The 22,402-nt window shown below is 65.0% G+C and carries 18 protein-coding genes; 12 read left to right on the top strand and 6 right to left on the bottom strand.

Features of this window, described 5'->3' with window-relative positions:
- The first annotated feature begins 20 nt into the window (after positions 1 to 20).
- Complete coding sequence (locus IP68_RS17950; RefSeq protein WP_054136393.1) at positions 21 to 1,583, top strand: DHA2 family efflux MFS transporter permease subunit; 1,563 nt, start codon at positions 21 to 23, stop codon at positions 1,581 to 1,583.
- A gap of 10 nt (positions 1,584 to 1,593) precedes the next feature.
- Complete coding sequence (locus tag IP68_RS17945; protein WP_231684135.1) at positions 1,594 to 2,967, top strand: alkaline phosphatase PhoX; 1,374 nt, start codon at positions 1,594 to 1,596, stop codon at positions 2,965 to 2,967.
- On the opposite strand, the gene IP68_RS17940 is transcribed toward IP68_RS17945, so the two are convergent.
- The 3 genes from IP68_RS17940 to IP68_RS17930 all read right to left on the bottom strand — a co-directional run bounded on the left by IP68_RS17940 (position 2,942) and on the right by IP68_RS17930 (position 7,042).
- Entirely contained in the window at positions 2,942 to 3,475 is a 534-nt protein-coding gene (locus tag IP68_RS17940) for a DUF6702 family protein (protein ID WP_197275856.1), read from the bottom strand. The two genes, IP68_RS17945 and IP68_RS17940, sit on opposite strands and share 26 nt — an antisense overlap.
- Positions 3,472 to 5,868, bottom strand: a complete 2,397-nt coding sequence (locus tag IP68_RS17935) for a M1 family metallopeptidase (protein ID WP_054136391.1) — start codon at positions 5,866 to 5,868, stop codon at positions 3,472 to 3,474. The genes IP68_RS17940 and IP68_RS17935 overlap by 4 nt, the downstream gene beginning before the upstream one ends.
- Before the next feature lie 115 nt (positions 5,869 to 5,983).
- Positions 5,984 to 7,042, bottom strand: coding sequence for a chemotaxis protein CheY (locus tag IP68_RS17930; RefSeq protein WP_054136390.1), 1,059 nt, complete (start codon positions 7,040 to 7,042; stop codon positions 5,984 to 5,986).
- 89 nt (positions 7,043 to 7,131) lie between these two features.
- Between IP68_RS17930 and cysD the strand changes: the two genes are divergently transcribed.
- From cysD to IP68_RS17915, 3 genes are read left to right on the top strand one after another with little or no spacing between them, the layout of a single operon-like run.
- Positions 7,132 to 8,046: a sulfate adenylyltransferase subunit CysD gene (gene cysD / locus IP68_RS17925; protein WP_054136413.1), complete on the top strand. Its 915-nt coding sequence runs from the start codon at positions 7,132 to 7,134 to the stop codon at positions 8,044 to 8,046.
- On the top strand, positions 8,046 to 9,950 hold the full coding sequence (cysN, locus tag IP68_RS17920) for a sulfate adenylyltransferase subunit CysN (RefSeq protein ID WP_054136389.1): 1,905 nt from the start codon (positions 8,046 to 8,048) through the stop codon (positions 9,948 to 9,950). The genes cysD and cysN overlap by 1 nt, the downstream gene beginning before the upstream one ends.
- Complete coding sequence (locus tag IP68_RS17915; protein ID WP_054136388.1) at positions 9,947 to 10,687, top strand: 3'(2'),5'-bisphosphate nucleotidase CysQ; 741 nt, start codon at positions 9,947 to 9,949, stop codon at positions 10,685 to 10,687. The genes cysN and IP68_RS17915 overlap by 4 nt, the downstream gene beginning before the upstream one ends.
- A 42-nt stretch (positions 10,688 to 10,729) precedes the next feature.
- Here the strand turns inward: IP68_RS17915 and IP68_RS17910 are convergent, their stop codons facing one another.
- The 3 genes from IP68_RS17910 to IP68_RS17900 form a co-directional block, all read right to left on the bottom strand.
- Entirely contained in the window at positions 10,730 to 11,509 is a 780-nt protein-coding gene (locus IP68_RS17910; RefSeq protein WP_054136412.1) for a Coq4 family protein, read from the bottom strand.
- A 99-nt stretch (positions 11,510 to 11,608) separates the two neighbouring features.
- Positions 11,609 to 12,178, bottom strand: coding sequence for a group 1 truncated hemoglobin (locus tag IP68_RS17905; RefSeq protein ID WP_156318253.1), 570 nt, complete (start codon positions 12,176 to 12,178; stop codon positions 11,609 to 11,611).
- Positions 12,179 to 12,200: 22 nt separating this feature from the next.
- Positions 12,201 to 13,085 (bottom strand): DUF3034 family protein, encoded by an 885-nt coding sequence (locus IP68_RS17900; protein ID WP_054136387.1) that lies wholly within the window; start codon positions 13,083 to 13,085, stop codon positions 12,201 to 12,203.
- A 164-nt stretch (positions 13,086 to 13,249) separates the two neighbouring features.
- Between IP68_RS17900 and IP68_RS17895 the strand changes: the two genes are divergently transcribed.
- The 7 genes from IP68_RS17895 (at position 13,250) to IP68_RS17865 (ending at position 22,362) form a co-directional block, all read left to right on the top strand.
- Positions 13,250 to 13,894, top strand: a complete 645-nt coding sequence (locus tag IP68_RS17895; RefSeq protein ID WP_054136386.1) for a plastocyanin/azurin family domain protein — start codon at positions 13,250 to 13,252, stop codon at positions 13,892 to 13,894.
- A 3-nt stretch (positions 13,895 to 13,897) separates the two neighbouring features.
- A complete protein-coding gene (locus IP68_RS17890) occupies positions 13,898 to 16,252 on the top strand; it encodes a bifunctional diguanylate cyclase/phosphodiesterase (RefSeq protein WP_082382478.1) in 2,355 nt (784 codons plus the stop codon).
- Between the two features lie 121 nt (positions 16,253 to 16,373).
- Positions 16,374 to 18,035 (top strand): glycoside hydrolase family 43 protein, encoded by a 1,662-nt coding sequence (locus tag IP68_RS17885; RefSeq protein ID WP_369814876.1) that lies wholly within the window; start codon positions 16,374 to 16,376, stop codon positions 18,033 to 18,035.
- A 95-nt stretch (positions 18,036 to 18,130) separates the two neighbouring features.
- Positions 18,131 to 19,264 carry a fumarylacetoacetate hydrolase family protein gene (locus IP68_RS17880; RefSeq protein ID WP_054136383.1) on the top strand — a complete coding sequence of 378 codons (1,134 nt, stop codon included), beginning with the start codon at positions 18,131 to 18,133 and terminating at the stop codon, positions 19,262 to 19,264.
- On the top strand, positions 19,261 to 20,052 hold the full coding sequence (locus tag IP68_RS17875; RefSeq protein WP_054136382.1) for an SDR family NAD(P)-dependent oxidoreductase: 792 nt from the start codon (positions 19,261 to 19,263) through the stop codon (positions 20,050 to 20,052). The genes IP68_RS17880 and IP68_RS17875 overlap by 4 nt, the downstream gene beginning before the upstream one ends.
- Before the next feature lies 1 nt (position 20,053).
- Positions 20,054 to 20,914 (top strand): SMP-30/gluconolactonase/LRE family protein, encoded by an 861-nt coding sequence (locus tag IP68_RS17870; RefSeq protein WP_231684134.1) that lies wholly within the window; start codon positions 20,054 to 20,056, stop codon positions 20,912 to 20,914.
- A 26-nt stretch (positions 20,915 to 20,940) separates the two neighbouring features.
- Positions 20,941 to 22,362, top strand: coding sequence for a sugar porter family MFS transporter (locus IP68_RS17865; protein WP_369814875.1), 1,422 nt, complete (start codon positions 20,941 to 20,943; stop codon positions 22,360 to 22,362).
- Positions 22,363 to 22,402: the final 40 nt, after the last annotated feature.

Below are 22,402 nucleotides of genomic sequence, written 5' to 3'. Positions count from 1 at the left end.
TGGGGATTTGAACCCGCTGCATGAGCCACGCTGAAACGCCCAGGTCCCGGTTTCTGCCGTGGTTCGGCTTTCTGTGCATGTGCATCGGCATGTTCATGGCCATTCTGGACATCCAGATCGTCGCGACATCGCTCCCCACCATCCAGAAGGCGCTGGGGATCAGCCCCGAGCGCATGATCTGGGTGCAGACGGCCTATCTCACTGCAGAGATCGTCGCGATCCCGCTGACCGGCTATCTGACCGCAAGGCTCGGGATGCGCTGGCTGTTCGTCTGCGCGATCTCGGTGTTCACTCTGGCGTCCGCCGGGTGCGGCCAGAGCGAAAGCTTCGAGACGCTGATCGGGTGGCGGATCGTGCAGGGCTTTGCCGGAGGGACGCTGATCCCCGCGGTCTTCTCGGCGGTGTTCCTGCTGTTCCCGCCCAGGTCGCAGGGGCTGGCGACCACCATTGCCGGGGTCGCGGCAGTGTTTGCGCCCACGATCGGCCCGATCGTCGGCGGCTGGCTAACCGAAACCTATTCCTGGCACTGGCTGTTCCGCATCAACATCGTTCCCGGCGTGCTCGCGGCTTTGGGGGCAGCATGGGCCCTGCGCAGCGCCGAGAGCAACGCGCGCTGCGACCGCTCGATCGACCTGCTCGCCCTGGTGCTGCTCGCCGCCGGGCTCGCCGCGCTGCAGATCGGGCTCAAGGACGCGCCATCGCTGGGCTGGCTTGCGCCGGGCGTCGCCGCACTGCTGGCGATCTTCGCGCTGAGCACCGTCTGGTTCGTATGGCGGACATGGCACGCCGCCTGCCCGCTGGTCGACCTGCACTGCTTTGCCGACCGCAACTTTGCCGTCGGCTGCGCGCTCAGCTTCATCCTGGGCGCAGGGCTGTTCGGATCGACCTATCTGATGCCGTTTTTCCTGGGGCTGGTGCGCGAGCATGACGCCTTCCGCATCGGGCAGATCATGCTGGTTACCGGCATCGCGCAACTGCTCGCTGCCCCGCTGGCGGTGTATCTGGAACAGAGGATCGGCGCGCGCACCTTGTGCCTGTTCGGATTCGGGCTGTTTGCAGCCGGACTGCTTGCCAGCATCAACCAGACTGCACAGACCGATTTTGCCGAGATGGTGGTGCCGCAGATCCTGCGCGGCGGGGCCAGCATGTTCTGCCTGTTGCCACCCACGCGCATCGCTTTGGGGTATCTCGCCACCGACAAGATCGCCGATGGCAGCGGCCTGTTCAACCTGATGCGCAACTTGGGCGGGGCGATCGGGCTGGCGCTGATCGATACCACCATCTTCACCCGCGCCGACACCCATGGGCAGGCCATCGCCGACCGGCTGACCGCAGGCGATGTCGATACTGCGGTGGGCATCGGGATCCCGCGCGATGCATTTCTGGAGCAGATCGGCACGCCCCCCGACGAGTTCACCGAGGAGCTGGTGCGGCCGCTGGTCGAACGGCAGGCGCTGGTCGATGCCATCAACGATGCCTGGCTGTTGATCGCGGTGATGACCGTGTTCGCGATCCTGCTGGTATTCCTGATCCGGCGGCCACGCACGGAAGATGCACCGGTGGACGCTGATCCTGTCGGCTGATAGAGGCGGCGTGATACACAGTTCCATCACCAGCAAGAAGGGCGGGAAAATGGATCGCCGCGAGTTTGCCAAGAGCCTGACCGCGCTCGCCTTTGCCGGGCTTGCCGGGTGCACTGCCCGGGGGCTGGGCGCCAGCGTGTCGAGCGCCGATCTGGTGTTGGACCCCGAGGGCGTCATCGACCTGCCGCGGGGCTATGCCTATCGGGTTATCTCGCGCGCGGGCGACGCCATGGACGACGGGCATGTCGTGGGCGACCGTGCCGACGGCATGGGATGCTTCGCGCTCGATCGCCACCGCGTCGCGCTGGTGCGCAACCACGAACTGCAGGTCAAGCACCACGGATCGGGACCATTTGGCGAACGCGCGGTCGCCCTGGCCTACGACCGGACCAACGACGGACGCGCCCTTCCCGGTGGCACCTCAACGCTAATCTATGATCTGCGCCGCGGACGGGTCGAGGCGCAGTATCAGAGCCTCGCGGGCACGATCCGCAACTGCTCGGGCGGCATCACCCCCTGGGGCAGCTGGCTGACCTGCGAGGAGGATGTCACCCGCGCGGGCAATGGCGTGGCGCGCGATCATGGCTGGGTGTTCGAGGTTCCCGCCGCGCACAAGGGCCTGGTCGAGCCGGTCCCGCTCACCGCCATGGGGCGGTTCAATCACGAGGCCGCCGCGGTCGATCCGGCGACCGGCATCGTCTACCTGACCGAGGACCGCGACGATTCGCTGTTCTATCGCTTCCTCCCAGCCAGGCGCGGCGAGCTTGCCGCTGGCGGCAGGCTGCAGGCGCTGGCCTTTGTCGAACCGGGGCTGGACGACACGCGCAACTGGTCCGAGGTGACTTTGCCGCGCGGCACCGGCAGGCCGGTGCGCTGGGTCGATCTCGACGGCACCCACAGCCCCGATGACGATCTGCGGCTTCGCGGCCATGCTGCAGGCGCTGCGCGGTTTGCGCGCGGCGAGGGCGTGCATTTCGGCAACGGATCGATCTATTTCTGCTGCACCTCGGGCGGCACGGCCAAGCTCGGTCAGGTGATGCGCTATCGCCCCAGCAAGGCGGAGGGCCAGGCCGGCGAACGCACGTCTCCAGGGACGCTGCAGAATTTCGTGGAATCCAGCGATCCGGCGCTGTTCAACTTCGGCGACAACCTGACCGTTGCGCCGAACGGCCATCTGGTGGTGTGCGAGGACCAGTATTCGCTGATCGTGAACAACCACCTGCGCGGGGTGACCCCGGCGGGCGATCTCTACACGCTGGGTCGCTGCCGCCAGCAGACCGAGCTTGCCGGCGCGTGCTTCTCGCCCGATGGATCGACGCTGTTCGTCAACCTGTACAGTCCCGCGATGACGCTTGCGATCACCGGGCCTTGGGGCTCGGCATGACCGGGCCGGGGCGCAGCATCACTGTCTTGGCCTCGCCCCCTGCAAAGCGCAGCGTCTGCACGCTCGGGCCACGCCGCACCACGACCTGGTTGACCTGGCGCGGATAGATATCGCGCAGGATGGTCGAACGCACTTCCAGCGCCCTGGGATTGCCGATCACGCTGCCGGTATAGTCCACCCGCACATCGCGCACCCCGATCTCGACCGACCCGACGGTTAGCGCCACCGGCGCGCCATCGGCGGACAGGCTGAAATGCGCGAGCAGATAGGTCTTCAGTTCCTCAATCGCAGCGGGATCATCCAGGCTGGTCTGCGCATCGGGCGCGATCTCGGCCAGCGCCGGTTCCAGATCATGCGCCTCGAACCGGTGCGACACGGTAACCGCGCCATTGTCCGCCAGCGTGACGACGCTCATCGCATCATGCCCGCGATGCGCTCCGGCCTGAGGCGTGAACGTTGCAGTGGCGGCCAGCGCCAGAGCACCGGCGATCAGTCGCAAACCCCTCATTTCGGCGGAACGTCATAAGTGCGTAGCGAATCGGGCAGCACCTTCATGTCCGAATCCTTCATCCGGTTCTTGCCTTCTTCGGGCGTGTCGATCTTCAACGTCCTGGGATCGATCTGGCCTGCATAGATGTTGTTCGAACGATCGGCATCGGCGGTTTCCCACAGCGGATCGACCTCTGCCCGGACCAGGGTCTTTGCCGTCACGAACTGCCAGGTCACGTTCTTCTGGTTATAGCGCCAGACTTCGGCGGGGATGCGCGCGGTCTCGCTCGATCCGTCGGCAAAATCCATCTTGAGGATCACCGGCATCACCAGCCCGCCGCGGTTGGCGAAGCTGAAGCGGTAGAAATTGTCGGTTACCTGCCGCGCGGCCTTTTCCTCTGCAGTCAAGTCGGCATAGGCCTCCGCAGCCTTGCGCTTGTCGGCAGCGGTGGCGTCGAGCGGATCGACCGCGTCATAGAAGTCGCGCGTAGCCGGGTCGCGCTCGACCACGGTCTGCTGCCCGGCGTTGCGCTGGGCGGTGAGCGACTTGGGCTCGGTATCGCGCTCCCTCTTGCGCGCGGCGGCAGCGGCGGTCGCATCCGCAGGCTCCAGCGTGGCGCGCACCACCTTGTCGAGCGCAATGTCGACATGGTCGGTCGAATAGAACCAACCGCGCCAGAACCAGTCGAGATCGACGCCCGAGCTTTCCTCCATCGTGCGAAAGAAGTCGTAGGGCGTGGGGTGCTTGAATCGCCAGCGTTCCGCATATTCGCGGAACGCGCGGTCGAACAGTTCGCGGCCCAGCACCGTCTCGCGCAGGATGGTCAGCGCGGTGGCAGGCTTGCCATAACCGTTGGCCCCGAACTGCAGCACCGAATCCGACTGGGTCATCAGCGGCATCTGATTGGTCGAGAGCATGTACTCGGCGATGTCCTTGGGCTCGCCGCGGCGCGCTGGATAATCCTTGTCCCACAATTTTTCCGCCTGGAACTGCAGGAAGGTGTTGAGCCCCTCGTCCATCCAGGTCCATTGCCGCTCGTCCGAATTGACGATCATCGGGAACCAGTTGTGGCCGATCTCGTGGATCACCACCCCGATCAACCCATATTTGGCGCGGTCGGTGTAAGTGAGGTTGCCGGTCTTCTTGTCCTTCACCGGGCGCGGGCCGTTGAAGGTGATCATCGGATACTCCATGCCGCCCACCGGACCGTTGACCGACTGCGCGACAGGATAGGGATAGGGGAAGGCGAACTTCCCGTAGACGTCGATGGTGTGCGCGATCGACTTGGTCGAATACGCATCCCACAAAGGCCGGGCTTCCTTGGGGAAGAAGCTCATCGCCATCACCAGGGGCTGTTCGGCAAAATCCTGTTTCACGCCCAGGGCATCCCAGGCGAACTTGCGCGACGAGGCCCAGCCGAAATCACGCACGTTTTCCGCCGCGAACACCCAGGTCTTCTCGCCCGATACCTTGCCGCGCTCTGCTGCAACGGCCTCTTCGGGCGTCACGACATAGACCGGGCTGGTCGCGGTCTTGGCCTGTTCGAGCCGCTGGCGCTGCGCCGCGCTGAGCACCGCATCGGGGTTCTGCAGCACGCCGGTGGCCGAGACGACATGATCGGCAGGCACGGTCAGCGCGACGCGATAATCGCCGAACTCCAGCGTGAACTCGCCCGAGCCGATGAACGCCTTGTTGTGCCAGCCTTCATAGTCCGAATAGACCGCGAGCCGCGGGAACCATTGCGCTCCCTCGAAGATGCAGTTGCCGTCCTCGCCGGGCTGGGTGAAGCACTCGTAACCCGAGCGGCCGCCGACGACCTTGTTTTCGACCATTGGGAACGACCAGTCGATGAAGAAGCTGGTTTCGCCGCCATTGGGCGCGACAGCCTGCCCCAGATCGATGCGCAGCAGGCTGTCGACCACGGTGAACGGCAGAGCCTTGCCCGAGGCGTCGCGCACCGCAGATATGGTGAAGCCGCCCTCCCATTCCTGCATGCGCTTGACGCGGCGCACTTCGGCAAGGCTGATCTTGTCGCCCGATACGGTCTCGGTCATCGCCGCGATCGAATCGCGCTTGTAATCGTTCTGATCGAGCAGCAGCCACAAATAGGGCAGCGCGTCGGGCGAATTGTTCTGGTAGCGCACCGTCTGGGTGCCGCTGACCATGCGCTTGGCCTCGTCGAGCCGCGCCTGGACGTCGTAATCGACCTTCTGCTGCCAGTAGCGGTAGCCGGGCGCGCCGGAGGCGTTGCGGTAATCGGTCGGGGTCGGCCAGTCCTCGCCCTCGAGCTGGCGGAACTTGTCCTCGTAATTGCCCTTGGTCTGCTCGACCGGGCTGGCGAGTGCAGGCGTTACAAGGATGGAAACGGCGCATGCGAGCGCAGACGCGGATACGGTAAAGTGACGACGCAAGACGACCCCCTCTATCGGGGCTTGATGCCCCGGTCTGGTTATGGGGGACAGGAATGTTACACTATAGCATGCAGGTCAATGCCGAACGGAGCGTCGATGGCTCGGCCTGTCGCAGCTAACTCAGCGCCAGCACGCTGGTCATGATCACCCGCACCAGCTCGGCATGGCCGCGCGCGCCGGTCTTGGCGTAGATCTTCTTGGAATAATTCCGCGCGGTCTCCACCGTAATCCCCAGGGTTTCCGCCGCTTCGGCTATGCTCGTCGCCTGCGCCAGCAGCCAGGCCAATCGCGCCTCGCTGGGCAGCAGCCCGAACAGATCGACCAGCTGCTCGCAACGATCCGCCTGCGACCGCCGGTCGCCGCTGACATAGACGATGACTGCTGCGGACCGATGTCCCGAAAGGGTATCGCCCTGCAACGGCGCCACCAGCATGTCGAGCCACGGATCCTGGCTGAGCCGGATCGCCAGAGGACGCATCGTCCGGCCCGATGCCACCTGCTTGAGATAGGCGGCAAGCTGGCGATCGACGGATGGCGATGCAGGCACAAGGCGGTCGTATCGGCCGCGCCGCAGCAGTGTGCCCCACTGGAACATCTGCTCCATATTCTGCGTCGATTCGACGATCCGTCCCTGCGTGTCCAGCGTGAGCCAGGCGATCTTGAGCCTGTTGAAGGCCTCTCCGGTGACGGCCGAGCGAAAGCGTTCACGCTCAAGCGCGGCAAAACTGCGCAGGGCGATCCGCAGATGCGGTGCCAGCCCTAGCAGCAACGCGCCGGAAGCAGAGCCGAGCGCACGACCGCCGGCACAGGCGAGCCAGCCATCCACGCCGCTGGGCTCGGTGATCCGCACTGCGCGCACGGCCGTGATCCGCGCAGCCTGCATGGCCTGCCGCACCTGATCGCGATCATGCCGGTTGGCCGACTCCAGCAGGTCATCGAGCGCATACCCCCGGCCTTCGCGCATCTGGGCCGCCAGCATGAGGCCCTTCAGCGCGGCGGTCGGACCTTCGCCTGCCAGCAGCTCAGCCACGTCGGACTGACCCTCTGGACGGATCACAAGCATGGCGCAGGTCGCACCCGCCGCCACGCGCAAGCGTTTCAGGAATCCGTCCCACAGGGGGGTTTCGAACATCCCCTCATGCAGCGATTCCAGCAGGCCATCGTCAAAACGCATGGCATTGCTTCTACCCTCCCATCTGGGAGGTTCAAGCCCCTACACACTATGCCATTGCGATGATCACGAAACACGGAGCCAACCACGCGATGACCCGCACCCTGACCCATCTCGAACGACTCGAGGCCGAAGCGATCCACATCATGCGCGAAGTGGTGGCTCAGGCGGAAAAGCCGGTGATGCTGTATTCGGTGGGCAAGGACAGCGCGGTGATGCTGCATCTGGCGCGCAAGGCATTCTATCCCTCGCCGCCGCCCTTCCCGCTGCTGCACGTCGATACCACCTGGAAGTTCAAGGACATGTACGCGCTGCGCGACCGGATGGCTCGCGAGAGCGGGATGGAGCTGCTGGTCTACCAGAACCCCGAAGCCGCTGAGCGCGGGATCAACCCTTTCGACCATGGCCCGCTGCACACCGACATGTGGAAGACAGAAGGCCTCAAACAGGCGCTCGACCTGCACGGGTTCGACGCGGCCTTCGGCGGTGCGCGGCGCGACGAGGAAAAGAGCCGCGCCAAGGAGCGCATCTTCTCGTTCCGCACCGCAAGCCATGGCTGGGACCCCAAGAACCAGCGTCCCGAACTGTGGAACCTCTACAACGCCCGCAAGAACAAGGGCGAGAGCATCCGCGTCTTCCCGATCAGCAACTGGACCGAGCTCGACATCTGGCAGTACATCCAGCTCAACGATGTGCCGATCGTGCCGCTCTATTTTGCCGCCGTCCGCCCGACCTTCGAATGGGAGGGGCAGCTGTTCATGGCCGATGATGTCGAGCGGCTGACCCGGGTGCTGGGCCGCACGCCCGAGATCACCGATCGGTCGATCCGCTTCCGCACCCTGGGCTGCTTCCCGCTCACCGGCGCGGTCGAGAGCACCGCGAGCACGCTGCCAGAGGTCATCCAGGAAACGCTGCTCACCACCACCTCGGAACGTCAGGGCCGGGTGATCGACAAGGATGCCGGCGGCGCGGGCATGGAAAAGAAGAAGCAGGAGGGCTATTTCTGATGGACAACGCTTATCAGACCGAGGCCCTCATCGCCGAGGACATCCACGCCTATCTCGACGTCCACCAGCACAAGACGATGCTGCGCTTCATCACCTGCGGGTCGGTGGACGACGGCAAGTCGACGCTGATCGGACGGCTGCTGTACGACAGCAAGATGATCTTCGAGGACCAGCTCGCCGCGCTCGAGGCCGACAGCAAGCGCGTCGGCACCCAGGGGCAGGAGATCGACTTTGCGCTGCTGGTCGATGGCCTCGCAGCCGAGCGCGAGCAGGGCATCACCATCGATGTCGCCTATCGCTTCTTTGCGACCGAAAAGCGCAAGTTCATCGTCGCGGACACCCCGGGGCATGAACAGTACACCCGCAACATGGTCACCGGCGCCTCGACCGCGGACCTTGCCGTCATCCTAATCGATGCGCGCAAGGGCGTGCTCACCCAGACGCGGCGGCACAGCTATCTCGCGCACCTCATCGGCATCCGCAACATCGTGCTGGCGGTCAACAAGATGGATCTGGTGGACTACAGCCAGACCCGCTTCGACGAGATCGTTGCCGAATATCGCGAATTTGCCACCAGCATCGGCATCACCGATTTCACCGCGATGCCGATCAGCGGCTTCAAGGGCGACAACATCACCGCCCCCTCGGCCAACACGCCCTGGTACACTGGCCCCAGCCTGATCGCGCATCTCGAAGAGGTCGAAGTGAACAGCGCACAGGAACAGACGCGCCCGTTCCGCATGCCGGTCCAGTGGGTCAACCGCCCCAATCTCGATTTCCGGGGCTTTTCCGGGCTGATCGCGGGTGGATCGGTGAGGCCAGGCGATGCCGTGCGCGTGCTGCCCTCGGGCAAGACCAGCACCATCAGCCGCATCGTCACGCTTGAGGGCGATCTCGACGAGGCGGTTGCGGGCCAGTCGGTGACATTGCGCCTCGCCGACGAGATCGACTGTTCGCGCGGCGATGTCATCGCCGCCGCGGACAACCCGCCCCAGGTAGCCGATCAGTTCGAGGCGACCATCGTGTGGATGGACGACGAGGCGATGCTGGTGGGCCGGTCCTATTGGCTCAAGCTCGGCACCCAGACCGTGTCGGTCACGGTGCAGCAGCCCAAATACACCGTCAACGTCAACACGCTTGAGCATCTTGCGTGCAAGACGCTCGAGCTCAACGCGATCGGTGTCGCCGAGATCGCCACCGACAAGCCTATCGTGTTCGAAGCCTATGCCGACAGCCGGACGCTGGGTGGGTTCGTGCTTGTCGACAAGCTCACCAACCGCACCGTGGCGGCGGGCATGCTCCACTTCTCGCTGCGCCGCGCGCAGAACGTCCACTGGCAGGCGACCGACATCACCCGCGAGGTCCATGCCGGCCTCAAGAACCAGACGCCCAAGGTGCTGTGGTTCACCGGGCTTTCCGGTTCGGGCAAGTCGACCATCGCCAACGAGGTCGAAAAGTCACTCAACCTGATGAACCGGCACACCTTCCTGCTTGATGGTGACAATGTCCGGCACGGTCTCAACCGCGACCTCGGTTTTACCGAAGCCGACCGGATCGAGAACATCCGCAGGGTCGGAGAAGTTGCCAAGCTGATGGCCGATGCCGGTCTGATCGTGCTCACCGCGTTCATCAGCCCGTTCCGCGCCGAACGCGAAATGGTACGCAAGATGCTGCCCGAGGGCGAGTTCATCGAGATCTTCGTCGATACCCCGCTCGAGGTCGCCGAGGCGCGCGACGTCAAGGGCCTCTACAAAAAGGCCCGTGCGGGCGCGCTCAAGAACTTTACCGGGATCGACAGCCCCTATGAGCCGCCCGAAGCCCCCGACATCCGCGTCAATACGGTCGCGATGACGCCTGAGGAAGCCGCCGAGCATATCATTCGCCAGCTGATGCCGCTGAAATGAGTATGACCGATGGCGACCTTGCCGCGCACCTGGCGCACACCGCAGGCCGCATCCTGCTCGACGTCAGGCAATCGGGGCTGGTGTCAGGCGCATCGCTGGGCAAGGCCGGCGACCAGACCGCGAACCAGCTGCTGGTCCATGCCCTGCGCCAGCAGCGGCCCGAGGACGGCCTGTTGTCCGAAGAGGAAAAGGACAATCTGGAGCGGCTCGCGCACCGCCGCGTGTGGATCATCGATCCGGTCGATGGCACCCGCGAATATGGCGAGGAGCGCGCCGACTGGGCGGTGCATATCGGGCTATCTATCGATGGCGTCGCCAGTATCGGTGCGGTTGCGCTGCCCGCGCTTGATGTCGTGCTGCGCAGCGACCGGCCCCAGCCGCTGGCGCCGGGCGCGCCCATTCCGCGCATGGTTGTCAGCCGAACCCGCCCCGCGAAAGAGGCGCTCGCGGTAGCCGAGACGCTGGCGGCCGAACTTCTGCCGATGGGCAGCGCGGGCGCCAAGGCGATGGCGATCGTGCGCGGCGAGGCGGAAATCTATCTGCACACCGGCGGCCAGTTCGAATGGGACAGCTGCGCCCCGGTCGCGGTCGCCGCAGCGCATGGGCTCCACGTCAGCCGCGCCGACGGAACTCCCCTCGTCTACAACCAGGCCGACACCTATATGCCCGACCTGCTGATCTGCCGCCCGGAATGGACCGAGCGGGTGCTCATGGCGATGCGCGCGCTCACCGACTGACGGTGGGCGCGCCCGGACAGCCTCAGACTGCCTGAGCCACGCTCAGGCAGTCCGGGCCTTGCCGAGCAGGTCATAAGGATCGATGCCGCGCGCACGCAGCCGGTCGTGCGCCATCCCGTAAAACGCCGCCGGGGTGATGTTCAGCCGCTTGCGGGCCTGGGCCAGCGGCTCGGCGAGCAGCGACGCGATCGACTGCTCGGAAATGCGCGGGCACGCCTTGCCCAGCCGCTTCGCCTCGCCGATCGCCTTGAACACCGGCGCATCGCTGCGCACCGTCCGGGTCATGTTGAGTGCGCCCATATAGGCGATGAAGATGTTGCCGGGCGCGGGGTTCTGGCCATAGGTGAACGCCAGCACACACTGCTCGCCCAGCGCATCGCGGCCATAGCCGGTGAGCACATGCAGCAGGTCATGCGTGTCGCGCAGCCGGTTGATGTACCATTCGATCAGGTCGCCATAGCGGCGCCCCCTCTGGAACCGGTCGTATTCCTCGACCAGTCCGGCAGCGCTCAGCCCCTCGCGCTCCATGAAATCGACATAGGCATGCGCGACGCTCCCCTTGGGCATGGCGCGCAGCCTTGCATGATCGTCGAGCAGATCGGGCAGATAGGGTTCGCTCTCGCGCAGCGCCTTGCCGAAATCGCTGTAGACGAAGGCCTTCGCCTCATCGACGAGGCCCATCCGCGGGAGGCACTGGAAGATGTGGAACACCTGCTCGGTGTCTTCCTTGTCCGCCACCAGCTTGCGGAAATGGTGCATCGCCTTGAAGGGCCGAAACTTCGGCACGGGGCGGTCGGGATGGCGAAACACGGCGTCTGTCATCATGGCACCTGATCGGCGAGTGGAGTCTGGACTTACACCTGTGTCAATATCATGCCCGCAGCGGTTTGGAAATGCCCCGCCTGCGCAGGGCCAAAGTGATCAGCGAGTGACGACATCGCGCTTCATCGGGGCAAGCTTGGAGAGGAGGCGGTTCTGCGCGGCAAAGCCGACCCGCTCATCCGCCATCGCCGCCTGCAGGTTCTCGACCAGAACATTGAGATCATCGATCTGCAACCCGAGGTCGCGGTGCGATGTCGCCATGTCACGCCCGGTATAGTCGCAGCCGGCATTGAGGATGTGGCAGAACTGCTCGAACAGCGTGCGGCGCAGCCGGACCAGATCGTGCGAGACGAAGACCTCCGCAATCCTCGGATCGACGATGGCGCGGTCGACCATGCCGTTGACGACACGGCGTATGCCTTCCTGCCCGTGAAAGGCATCGCGCATGCCGGTGCCTGCAAACGGCGCAGCGCCGGCGTGCGCATTGGATGGCTGATAGGGATCGACCGGAAGCTCCCCGGTCACCGGATCACGCTGAGGCTCGGGCTTGCCTGCGGCTTCGGCTTCGGCTTCTGGTTCGGTTTGGCTCTCGCTGGCGATGTCGGGCACGGCATCCACCGGCATTTCCTGGATGCTGGCCAGTGTGAGGGCAAAGATGAGGCTGATCATGTCCGTGGTCCTGTCCGGAATTTCAAAAGGCGGCCTGGAGCGAAAGAAACGCGCCGCGCTGCTTTTCGGCGGTCGCGACACTGCCGAGGTCGACATAGGCGGCGGTAACCGTGACGTTGCGGGTCAGGGCATAGGCAGCAAACAGGTCCACCCAGTCATCCTCGCGCGCGATGGCCAGGTTGTCGGGCTTGGTGCGATATTCGCCCCCGACCACGAACCGACGCGAGAACTGATAGGCGATCGAGCCTTCGAATTGCGGCTTGTGATTGTTCTGCGTCGCGCTGCCGAAGCCGAGCAGCCCGGCCTGGTTGGCCTTGGTGAACCGCACTGTCGCGTTGGCGAGCAGGCTGTGCGACAGGAACAGCTTGGTCGCGCTGATATAGAAATCGGTGCCATGCGGCGATGCGGCCCCGACCGCGGCGACGACCGCATCGTCGCTCGATCGTTTGTGCTGCACCCCGATGGCGATCTGCGGCATCAGCGGATCGCCATAGACGACATCGCCCGCCAGCTTCAGCTTGGCGCCGAAAACATCCTGGTTAAGCGTATATCCCCGCCCCAGGCCCAGCGCTGTTCCGATGTCGATGGTGTCGAGGTTCTGACGCGCATAGCTCAGTTCCAGCCGATCGAAAAAGCCCAGAGAGACGCCGTAGCTGGTCCAGTTGTAATCGGGCAGTTCGATGATCGTGCCGTGCGCCGACCCGCCGATGCCCTCCTGCGTCGCATTGCCCGCGATCGTGCTCCAGGTGGCCAGCCCGCCACCACCTGAACCCTCGATGGTGCTCACGCCGTTGGTCAGCAGCAGTTTGCCGCCGTTGCGCAGGTCCTGTGCATGCGCCGGAAGATTGGAAAGGGCGACAAGGCCGATCAGGCACGCAAGGGTGCGCAGAGCAGGATGAACGTTCATGACCGGCGGGTAATTCAGAACTGCCTAACCAAGAGTTAAGCATGATGCCCCCAAATTGCCGCCAAATGTAAAATATGCAGAATCACGGTTTTTGACGGCTTAAACCGTTGAGTTTCCTAACGGAAGCAGCAACTTTTTAACTCTTGCGGGCTAGCTCCGAGAGGATGACTACCCCCCGCGCCCCCTTCGTTGCCGCCCTCAGTGCCGCCGTTCTCGCCTGCCTTGCCGTGCCATCATCCCAGGCCGCAGGGCCCGCCACGCTGGCGCTCACCGTCCGGCAGGCCAGCGGTCTTCCCGTCCGCGATGCGGTGGTGATGGTGTACCCCAAGGCCGGCGCCTCCAGCGGGCCGATCCGCTTCGGTTGGAAATATGACATGGCGCAAGCGAACATCGCCTTCACCCCCGGAACGCTGATCGTCCCGGCGGGCGCCACGGTGCGCTTCCCCAACCAGGACAAGGTACGTCACAGCATCTACAGCTTCTCCAAATCGGCCAAGATCGACATCCAGCTTTATGGTCGCGACGAGACCCGCAGCCACAGCTTCGCGGTGGCCGGCAGCGTCGCGCTGGGCTGCAAGATCCACGACCAGATGCGTGGCTATGTCAAGGTGGTCGACACCCCGTATGCCGCCAAGACCGATCACAACGGCCAGGTTCGCCTCGCCCAGCTTCCCGGTGGCGCAGCTGTCGTCAAGGTCTGGCATCCCGCGCTGCGCAGCCGCACCGGCGAGCACGAGGAAGCCGTGATGCTTGCTCCAGGCCAGCCGACCACGCGCGCGATCTCGGTCGATCTGCGTACCCAGAAGTAACGCATGATGGACTCTCCCACCCTGCCGGTACGCGGACGCTTCCGTTCGCTCGCCACCCGCATCACGGTCTGGTATGGCGTGGTGATCGCGCTCACCTTCGGCGCCTTCATCATCGTCGCGACCGATGGGGTCGAGCGTTACGCCGAGAGCGTGGCCACCAAGGAAATGGCGACCAACGCCGCGACCTTCGACAAGATCCTGGAACTTCAGGCCAGGCAGATGCGGACGTCGGCGGACGTTCTGGCGGCAGATTTCGGGTTCCGCGAAGCTTTCGCACTCGACGACCAGCCGACCATCACCAGCGCGCTCGAAAGCCTGAGGGTCAGGGCGGGCGCTCCGCTGGCGATCATGATCCCGCTGCAGGGCGACTTCATCAGCACCGGCGCCCCGATGAACGCGACCGAACAGGACGCATTATGGGAGGCGGTCGATTCAGGGATCGATCGCGGCGTGTTCCAGGTGGGCGGTCGCTATCACAACGCGGTCGCCGCACCGATCCTCATCCCCGATCTGGCGGGCTGGCTGGTGCTGGCGAGGCCGCTCGATGCTGCCGCAATGCGCGAACTGGCGCGGCTCGCACCTGCAGGCATGTCAGCGCGGATCCGCGCGTCCGGCCCGCTGCCGGGCGGGATCGACCTGTCGCAGGCCAGCGGCAGGGCCCCGGTCGAAACGCGGCTCGATGGCGAACGCGTCCTCTACTGGTCGAAGCCCCTTCCCGCGCTCGACACCAGCCTCAAGCCCCGGGTGGTGCTGCGCTATGAGCTGAGCAGCGCGCTGGCCGAATACAACCCGATCAAATATCTGCTGCTGGCATTGAGCGCGGTGGGCCTGACCCTCTCGGTGCTGATCGGCGCATTCGTTTCGCGCGGGATCACCCGCCCGATCGCCACGCTGGAAAACGCCGCGCGTGAGATCAGTCGCGGGTCGCGCGATACGGTGTCGATCACCACCGATGACGAGGTCGGACGGCTTGCAGACAGCTTCAACTCGATGGTCGAATCGATCAAGGAGCGCGAGGAGCGGATCACCCATATCGCGCTGCACGACGAGCTGACCGGATTGCCCAACCGCAAGCTTTTCGCCGAGCAGCTGGAGTTCGCGCTTGGCAGGCGCGCCAGCACCCACCGCATCGCGATCATGTATTTCGATCTCGACAACTTCAAGGCGGTCAACGACACGCTGGGTCATCCCGTGGGTGACGAGCTGCTGCGCGCGGTTGCCGAACGGCTTCGTGCCAGCATGCCCGGTGCGCTGATCAGCCGCCAGGGCGGCGACGAATTTGCCATCCTGATCGACCAGATCGAACCCCATGCCAAGATCGCGCTGCTCGCGGACCGGGTCAGCGCGGTGTTCCACTCCGCCTTCCAGCTCTCCGACCACCGGCTCGAGACCAGCTCCAGCATCGGCATCGCGGTGGCGCCGGGCGATGGCGATTGCCCCGACGAGCTGATCAAGAATGCCGATCTCGCGCTCTATCGCGCGAAGAAGGAGGGCCGCAATTGCTCGTGCTTCTTCGAGCAAGCGATGGATCTCGAGGCCCGCAAGCGCCATCAGATGGAAATCGACATGCGCGAGGCGGTGCGCGAGGGGCAGTTCCTGCTGAATTACCAGCCGCTGTTCAGCCTCGAGAAAAACCGCGTCATGGGCTTCGAGGCGCTGGTCCGCTGGCAGCACCCTTTGCGTGGGCTGGTGTCACCCGCCGAGTTCATTCCGCTGGCCGAAGACACCGGCATGATCGTGCCGATTAGCGAATGGGTGCTCAACGAGGCCTGCCAGCGCGCGGGCCAATGGCCCGATGACATCCGCATCGCGGTGAACCTCTCGCCGGTGCTGTTCAAGAATGCCGGATTGCCGCTGCTGGTAATGCAGGCGCTCGACAAGGCCGGGCTCAAGCCCAACAGGCTCGAGCTCGAGGTGACCGAATCGCTGTTCATCGACAACATCGAGCGCACCACAGCTATGCTCAATGCGCTGCGCGACTGCGGGGTCCGGATCGCGCTCGACGATTTCGGCACCGGCTACAGCTCACTCAATTACCTGCGCTCTTTCCCGTTCGACAAGATCAAGATCGACAAGAGCTTCGTCGACGATCTGGCGACCGACATCAGCTCGCAGGCGATCATCGGCGCTATTACCGCGCTCGCCTCGGCGCTGGGGATGGAAACGATTGCCGAGGGCGTCGAGGACAAGGACCAGCTCGAGGCACTGCGCGCGCAGGGATGCTCGAACATCCAGGGCTATCTGTTCAGCCGTCCGGTCGGGATCGAGCTGGTCGATGCGATGATCGCCGACATGCGCTACACCCAGGCCGAGCCCAACGATGCCGCAGAGCCCGCCCGGGCCCGCCGCGTCGCCTGACCGGACTGGCCATTCCAGCCCAACCCATCAGACAGCTTTGACACGCATAATTGTCTGAGTTATTCCCAACCGCCTCGAACGTCCGCACTCTGAGCGAGCGGGCGCAGCATGGAGGATGAAGATGGCATCGCGGACAAAGCTGGGACTGATAACGGCAGCGGCCGGGCTCGCAGCGACGATGTCGCCGCTCGCGCTCGCCTCGCCCGCGCGGTTCGAGGAGTTTCGCTATGAGGGCCGCTCGCAGGAGCAGGTGACGGTGGGTCCGGGCCAATATCGCAACCCAGTGCTCTCGGGCTATTATCCCGATCCCTCGATCACCCGGGTGGGCGAGGATTACTATCTCGTCACCTCGACCTTCACTCATTTTCCCGGCCTGCCGATCTTCCATTCGCGCGATCTGGTCACCTGGAAGCAGATCGGCAACGCCATCGACCGGCCCGGCCAGCTCGACTTCACCGGGCTTCAGGTGTCAAAGGGCGTGTTCGCTCCCGACATCTCCTGGCACGATGGCACCTTCTACATCGTCGGGACCTGTGTGGGGTGCCGGGACAATTTCTTCATCACCGCCAAGAACCCCGCCGGCCCCTGGTCCGACCCGACATGGCTTCCGTTCGAAGGCATCGATCCGTCGATCCACTGGGACGGCGACAGGGCATACATCGTCAACAACCGCGCACCCGACGAGCCGCCGCGCTATGATGGCCACCGCGCGATCTGGATCCAGGAGTTCAACTGGCGGGCGGGCACCATGGTCGGCGAGAGCACGCAGCTGCTCAATGGCGGCATCGACCTGCGTACCAAGCCGATCTGGATCGAGGGACCGCACATCATCCGCAAGGACGGCTTCTACTATCTGATCGCGGCAGAAGGCGGCACCGGCGACAAGCACAGCGAAGTGGTGCTGCGATCCTCCCAACTGCGCGGGCCTTACACGCCCTATGCCGGCAACCCCATTCTCAGCCAGCGCACGCTCGATCCCAGGCGGCCCAACCCGGTGACCTCGGCAGGGCACGCCAAGTTCGTCCAGACACCCGATGGCGAATGGTGGGCGACCTTCCTCGCCACCCGGCCCTATGACGACGACACCTACAATATCGGCCGCGAGACATTCCTGCTGCCGGTGACGTGGCGCGCTGGCTGGCCACTCATTCTGCCCGATGGCGAACGCATCCCCTTTGTCGCGAAGCGCCCTGCGCTTGCCGCCGACACCCCTGCCTCGCCGCCCATGTCGGGCGACTTCGGCTATATCGACAGCTTCGATGGCCCTGCCCTCGCGCCGCAATGGTTGACGGTGCGGACGCCCAAGGCGCCTCTCCATCGGCTCGACCGCGGTGCGCTCGTGATCGGGGGCGCAGCGGCCATGGGCGACCAGGGCGGAGTGCCTGGCTTTATCGGCAGACGCCAGCAGCACCACATCGCCACCATGTCGACGGTGCTGGAATATGCCCCGGACAAGGATGGCGCCCGGGCCGGGCTGGCGGCGATGCAGTCCGATCAGTCCTTCCTCTTCTTCGGCATCACCCGCATAGAGGGCAAGCCGATGGTTGCGCTGTTCGTCCGCGACCGGGCCGACGTCGATACGCTGGTGGCCGCGCATCCCCTGGAATCGCAGGGCCCGGTCACGCTTACCATCCGCGCCGACGGCGGCAATATGGCCTTCGACTATGCGGCAGGCGGCCGGTCGCGCACGCTCAAGGCCGGTCTGGATGCCCGGTTCCTCAGCACCCGGCGGGCGCGCGGCTTCACCGGAACGCTGGTCGGCCCCTATGTCCACACCCCCTGACCCGCGCCATCTTTGTGCGATCTGATGCTACGCGCTTGACAAGCCCGCCAAAAGTATGATGGTAGCGCTATCACAAGAACAGCAAGGTGTTTTACATGGAGGGGGATCCCCAAGCTAATCGGTCGGCGATGCCCGACGACTGGATGACGGGCGTGTTCGCCGGGCGCAGGTTGACCGAGGCTGGCCCCAGCCCCTTTCTGGTCGTAGGCGGGGAGCTGTACGAAATGGCGCGGGTCGCCCCCACCATGACAGCCTTGATCGAGCGTGGCGATTTTACCGGCAATGGCGGCGAGCATCTCGGTCGCTTCGCGTTTGCAGACGAACATCTGCTCAGCCCGGTCGATCTGCAGTGCATCAAGGCGTGCGGCGTCACCTTTGCGGTCTCGGCGATCGAGCGGGTGATCGAGGAGCGCGCGCGCGGCGACTGGAACGCGGCGTCGGCGATCCGCGAGCGGCTCGAAACCCGCGTCGGCGGATCGATCCGCTCGGTCGTTCCAGGCTCGGCCGAAGCCGCCGCGCTCAAGACTGCCCTGATCGAAGACGGGCTGTGGTCGCAATATCTGGAAGTCGCGATCGGCCCCGATGCCGAGGTGTTCACCAAGGCGCCCGTGCTTGCCTCGGTCGGCGCCGATGCGGCGATCGGCATCCGCTCCGATTCCCACTGGAACAATCCCGAGCCGGAGATTGCCCTGCTGGTGAGCAGCGCCGGCATTCCGGTCGGCGCAATGCTGGGCAATGATGTCAACCTGCGCGATTTCGAGGGCCGGTCGGCGCTGCTGCTGGGCAAGGCCAAGGACAACAATGCATCGTGCGCACTCGGCCCGCTGGTGCGCCTGTTCGACACCAGCTTCACGCTCGACGACGTCCGCCAGGCCGATGTGCGCCTGACCATCACCGGCGAGGACGGCTTCGTCCTCAACGGCGAAAGCAACATGCGCGAGATCAGCCGCGACCCGCTCGATCTGGTGCGCCAGACGCTGAGCGAGCACCAGTATCCCGATGGCTTCGTGCTGTTCATGGGCACGTTGTTCGCCCCGGTCGAGGACCGCGACGAGCCCGGGCGGGGATTCACCCACAAGGTGGGCGACATCGTCGCTATCGAGAACCGCAAGCTGGGTCGGCTGGTCAACACTGTGGTGACCTCTCGCGATGCACCGCCCTGGCAGATGGGCATCGGCGCGCTGATGGCCAATCTGGCAGGCCGTGGCCTGCTGCGGGGTGCGGCATGACCAGCGCGACGATATTGCAGGCAGACCAGGTGCAGTCGGGGTTCAACTCCGCCATCTATCCCAGCCTTTCGGGCAAGCGGGTACTCGTTACCGGAGGCGCCACCGGAATCGGCGCTGCGCTGGTGGAACGGTTTGTCCAGCAGGACGCGCATGTCGCTTTCGTCGACGTCAACCATGCAGCGGGCCATGCGCTTGCCGACCGGCTGGTGGGGACGCATTTCGTCCATTGCGACCTGCGCGATATCGATGCGCTCAAGGCCTGTCTTGACGGTGTGAGGGCCGAACTGGGCGGGATCGACATCCTGCTCAACAACGCCGCCAATGACGACCGTCACACGGTGATGGAGGTGACGCCCGATTACTGGGATGACCGCATGGCCACCAATCTGCGCCACCTGTTCTTCGCCGCGCAGGGTGTGGTGCCGGCGATGCAGGCCGCTGGCGGCGGCGTGATCATCAACTTCGGGTCGATCAGCTGGCATCTGGGGCTGGCGGATCTGGTGCTGTACCAGACCGCCAAGGCCGCGATCGAGGGAATGACCCGGGGGCTGGCGCGCGATCTAGGGCGCGACAACATCCGCGTCACCACCATCGTGCCCGGCAATGTGCAGACCCCGCGCCAGGAGCAATGGTACACCCCCGAAGGCGAGGCCGAGATCGTCGCCGCACAGTGCCTGAGCGAGCGGATCCAGCCCGACGATGTCGCAGCACTGGCGCTGTTCCTCGCCTCGGACGATGCGCGGATGTGCACCGGTCACGAATACTTCGTCGATGCAGGCTGGCGCTGACATGACCGTCCAGTCGGTCCTGCCCGTCGGCGCGATGCTGGGCGAAGGGCCGGTCTGGACCGGCGATGCGCTGTGGTTCGTCGACATCAAGGGACGGGCCGTCCATCGCTTCGACCCTGGAGATGGCTCCAGCCAGGCATGGTCCGCGCCTGATCAGGTCGGCTGGGTGTTGCCTGCCGAGGCGGGCGACATGATCGCCGGGGTCAAGACCGGGTTGCACCGCTTCGATCCTGTCACCGGCAGCTTCGCGCTGCTGCACGATCCCGAGCCGGATTATCCGGGCAACCGGCTGAACGATGCCGCCACCGACCGCACCGGGCGGCTGTGGTTCGGAAGCATGGATGATGGCGAGGCGGCGATGACCGGGCGGCTGTATCGCTGCGACGGCGGCGCGTGCCGCGACACGCGCCTGCCCCCGGTTGCGATCACCAACGGCCCAGCGATCAGCGCCGATGGCCGCACGCTGTATCACACCGACACGCTGGGCAAGACCATCTGGCGCGTCGCAATTGCGGACGATGGCGCGCTGGGCGCACCCGAACGCCATATCGTGGTCGGCAAAGCTGAGGGGTATCCCGATGGATCGGTGATCGATGCCGAGGGCTGTCTGTGGGTTGCGTTCTACGGCGGATGGGGCGTGCGGCGGTACGATCCTTCGGGCCGGATGATGCGTTTTGTGCGCTTTCCGGTGGCCAATGTCACCAAGATCGCGTTTGGCGGAGCGAACCTGACAACGGCTTATGCAACGAGCGCGCGCAAGGGGTTGGATAATGCCGCGCTCGAGGCGCAGCCGCTGGCAGGTCATCTGTTTACGTTCGATCCCGGCGTTGCCGGACTGCCGGTAACCCCGGCCAAGATATAATGAGACCATAAAAAGGAGCAGGAGAGATGGCGACGGTGGCAGGGACGGCCGAAGAGCGCGTCAACATGGGGTTTATCGTCGCGATCGTTGCGGTGGCGACGATCGGCGGGTTCATGTTCGGCTATGATTCGGGGGTAATCAATGGCACCCAGAAGGGGCTGGAAAGCGCGTTCGACCTGGGCAAATTCGGCATCGGCGTCAATGTCGGCGCGATCCTGGTCGGCTCTGCCATCGGCGCCTTTGGCGCAGGACGGATGGCCGACAGCATCGGCAGGCGCGGTGTCATGCTGCTCTCGGCCGCGCTGTTCCTCGCGAGCGCGCTAATGGCCGGCGCGGCCTCGTCCTCGGTCGTCTTCATCATCGCGCGCATCATCGGCGGGCTGGGCGTGGGCGCGGCGAGCGTGATCTCGCCGGTCTATATCTCCGAGGTCACCCCCGCCAATATTCGCGGGCGGCTCTCGAGCATCCAGCAGGTGATGATCATCACCGGGCTGACCGGCGCGTTCGTCGCCAACTTCGCGCTGGCACGGCTGGCGGGAGGGTCGACCGCCGAATTCTGGATGGGCTATCCCGCCTGGCGCTGGATGTTCTGGCTGCAGGCCATCCCCGCCGCAATCTATGGCCTGGCGCTTCTGGTGATCCCCGAAAGCCCGCGTTATCTGGTAGCGCGCGGGCGCGAAGCCGATGCGCACAAGGTGCTGACCCGGCTGTTCGGACCGGCAGAGGCCGACCGCAAGGTGGTGGAAATCCGCAACAGCCTGGCCACCGACCAACACCGCGCGCGCCTGTCCGATCTGATCGACAAGGCATCGGGCAAGATCCGCCCGATCGTGTGGACCGGCATCGGCCTTGCGGTGTTCCAGCAGGCCGTGGGAATCAACGTGGTGTTCTATTACGGTGCCGCTTTGTGGGAGGCGGTCGGCTTCTCGGAGGATTATGCGCTGCAGACCAACATCCTGTCGGGCGTGCTTTCGATCGGGGCGTGCCTCGCGACGATGCTGCTGGTCGACCGGATCGGGCGCAAGCCGCTGCTGCTGTTCGGCTCGGCGGGCATGGCGGTCACGCTCGCAATCGTCGCTTATGCGTTCTCGACTGCGGTCACCGCTGCCGACGGTGCGGTCTCGCTGCCCGGCAGCAACGGCCTGATCGCCCTGATCGCCGCCAACCTCTATGTCATCTTCTTCAACCTGAGTTGGGGCCCGGTGATGTGGGTGATGCTGGGCGAGATGTTTCCGAACCAGATTCGCGGATCTGGCCTGGCGGTGGCCGGCTTTGCACAGTGGATGGCCAATGCCGCGATATCGGTGAGCTTCCCCGCGCTCGCCGCATCGCCGGGACTGGCGGTGACCTATCTGGGCTATGCGCTGTTTGCGGCGATATCCTATCTGTTCGTCCACAAGATGGTGGTCGAAACACGCGGGCGCGAGCTGGAGGATATGGAGGGCTGAAGGCCCCTCAGCCGGGCTTCCGCGCCGCCGGGCGGCGGCG

This window comes from Blastomonas sp. AAP25 (assembly GCF_001295965.1).
In the GTDB taxonomy this organism is placed as follows: Bacteria; Pseudomonadota; Alphaproteobacteria; order Sphingomonadales; family Sphingomonadaceae; genus Blastomonas; species Blastomonas fulva.
This window is presented reverse-complemented; position numbering and strand designations above follow the sequence as displayed.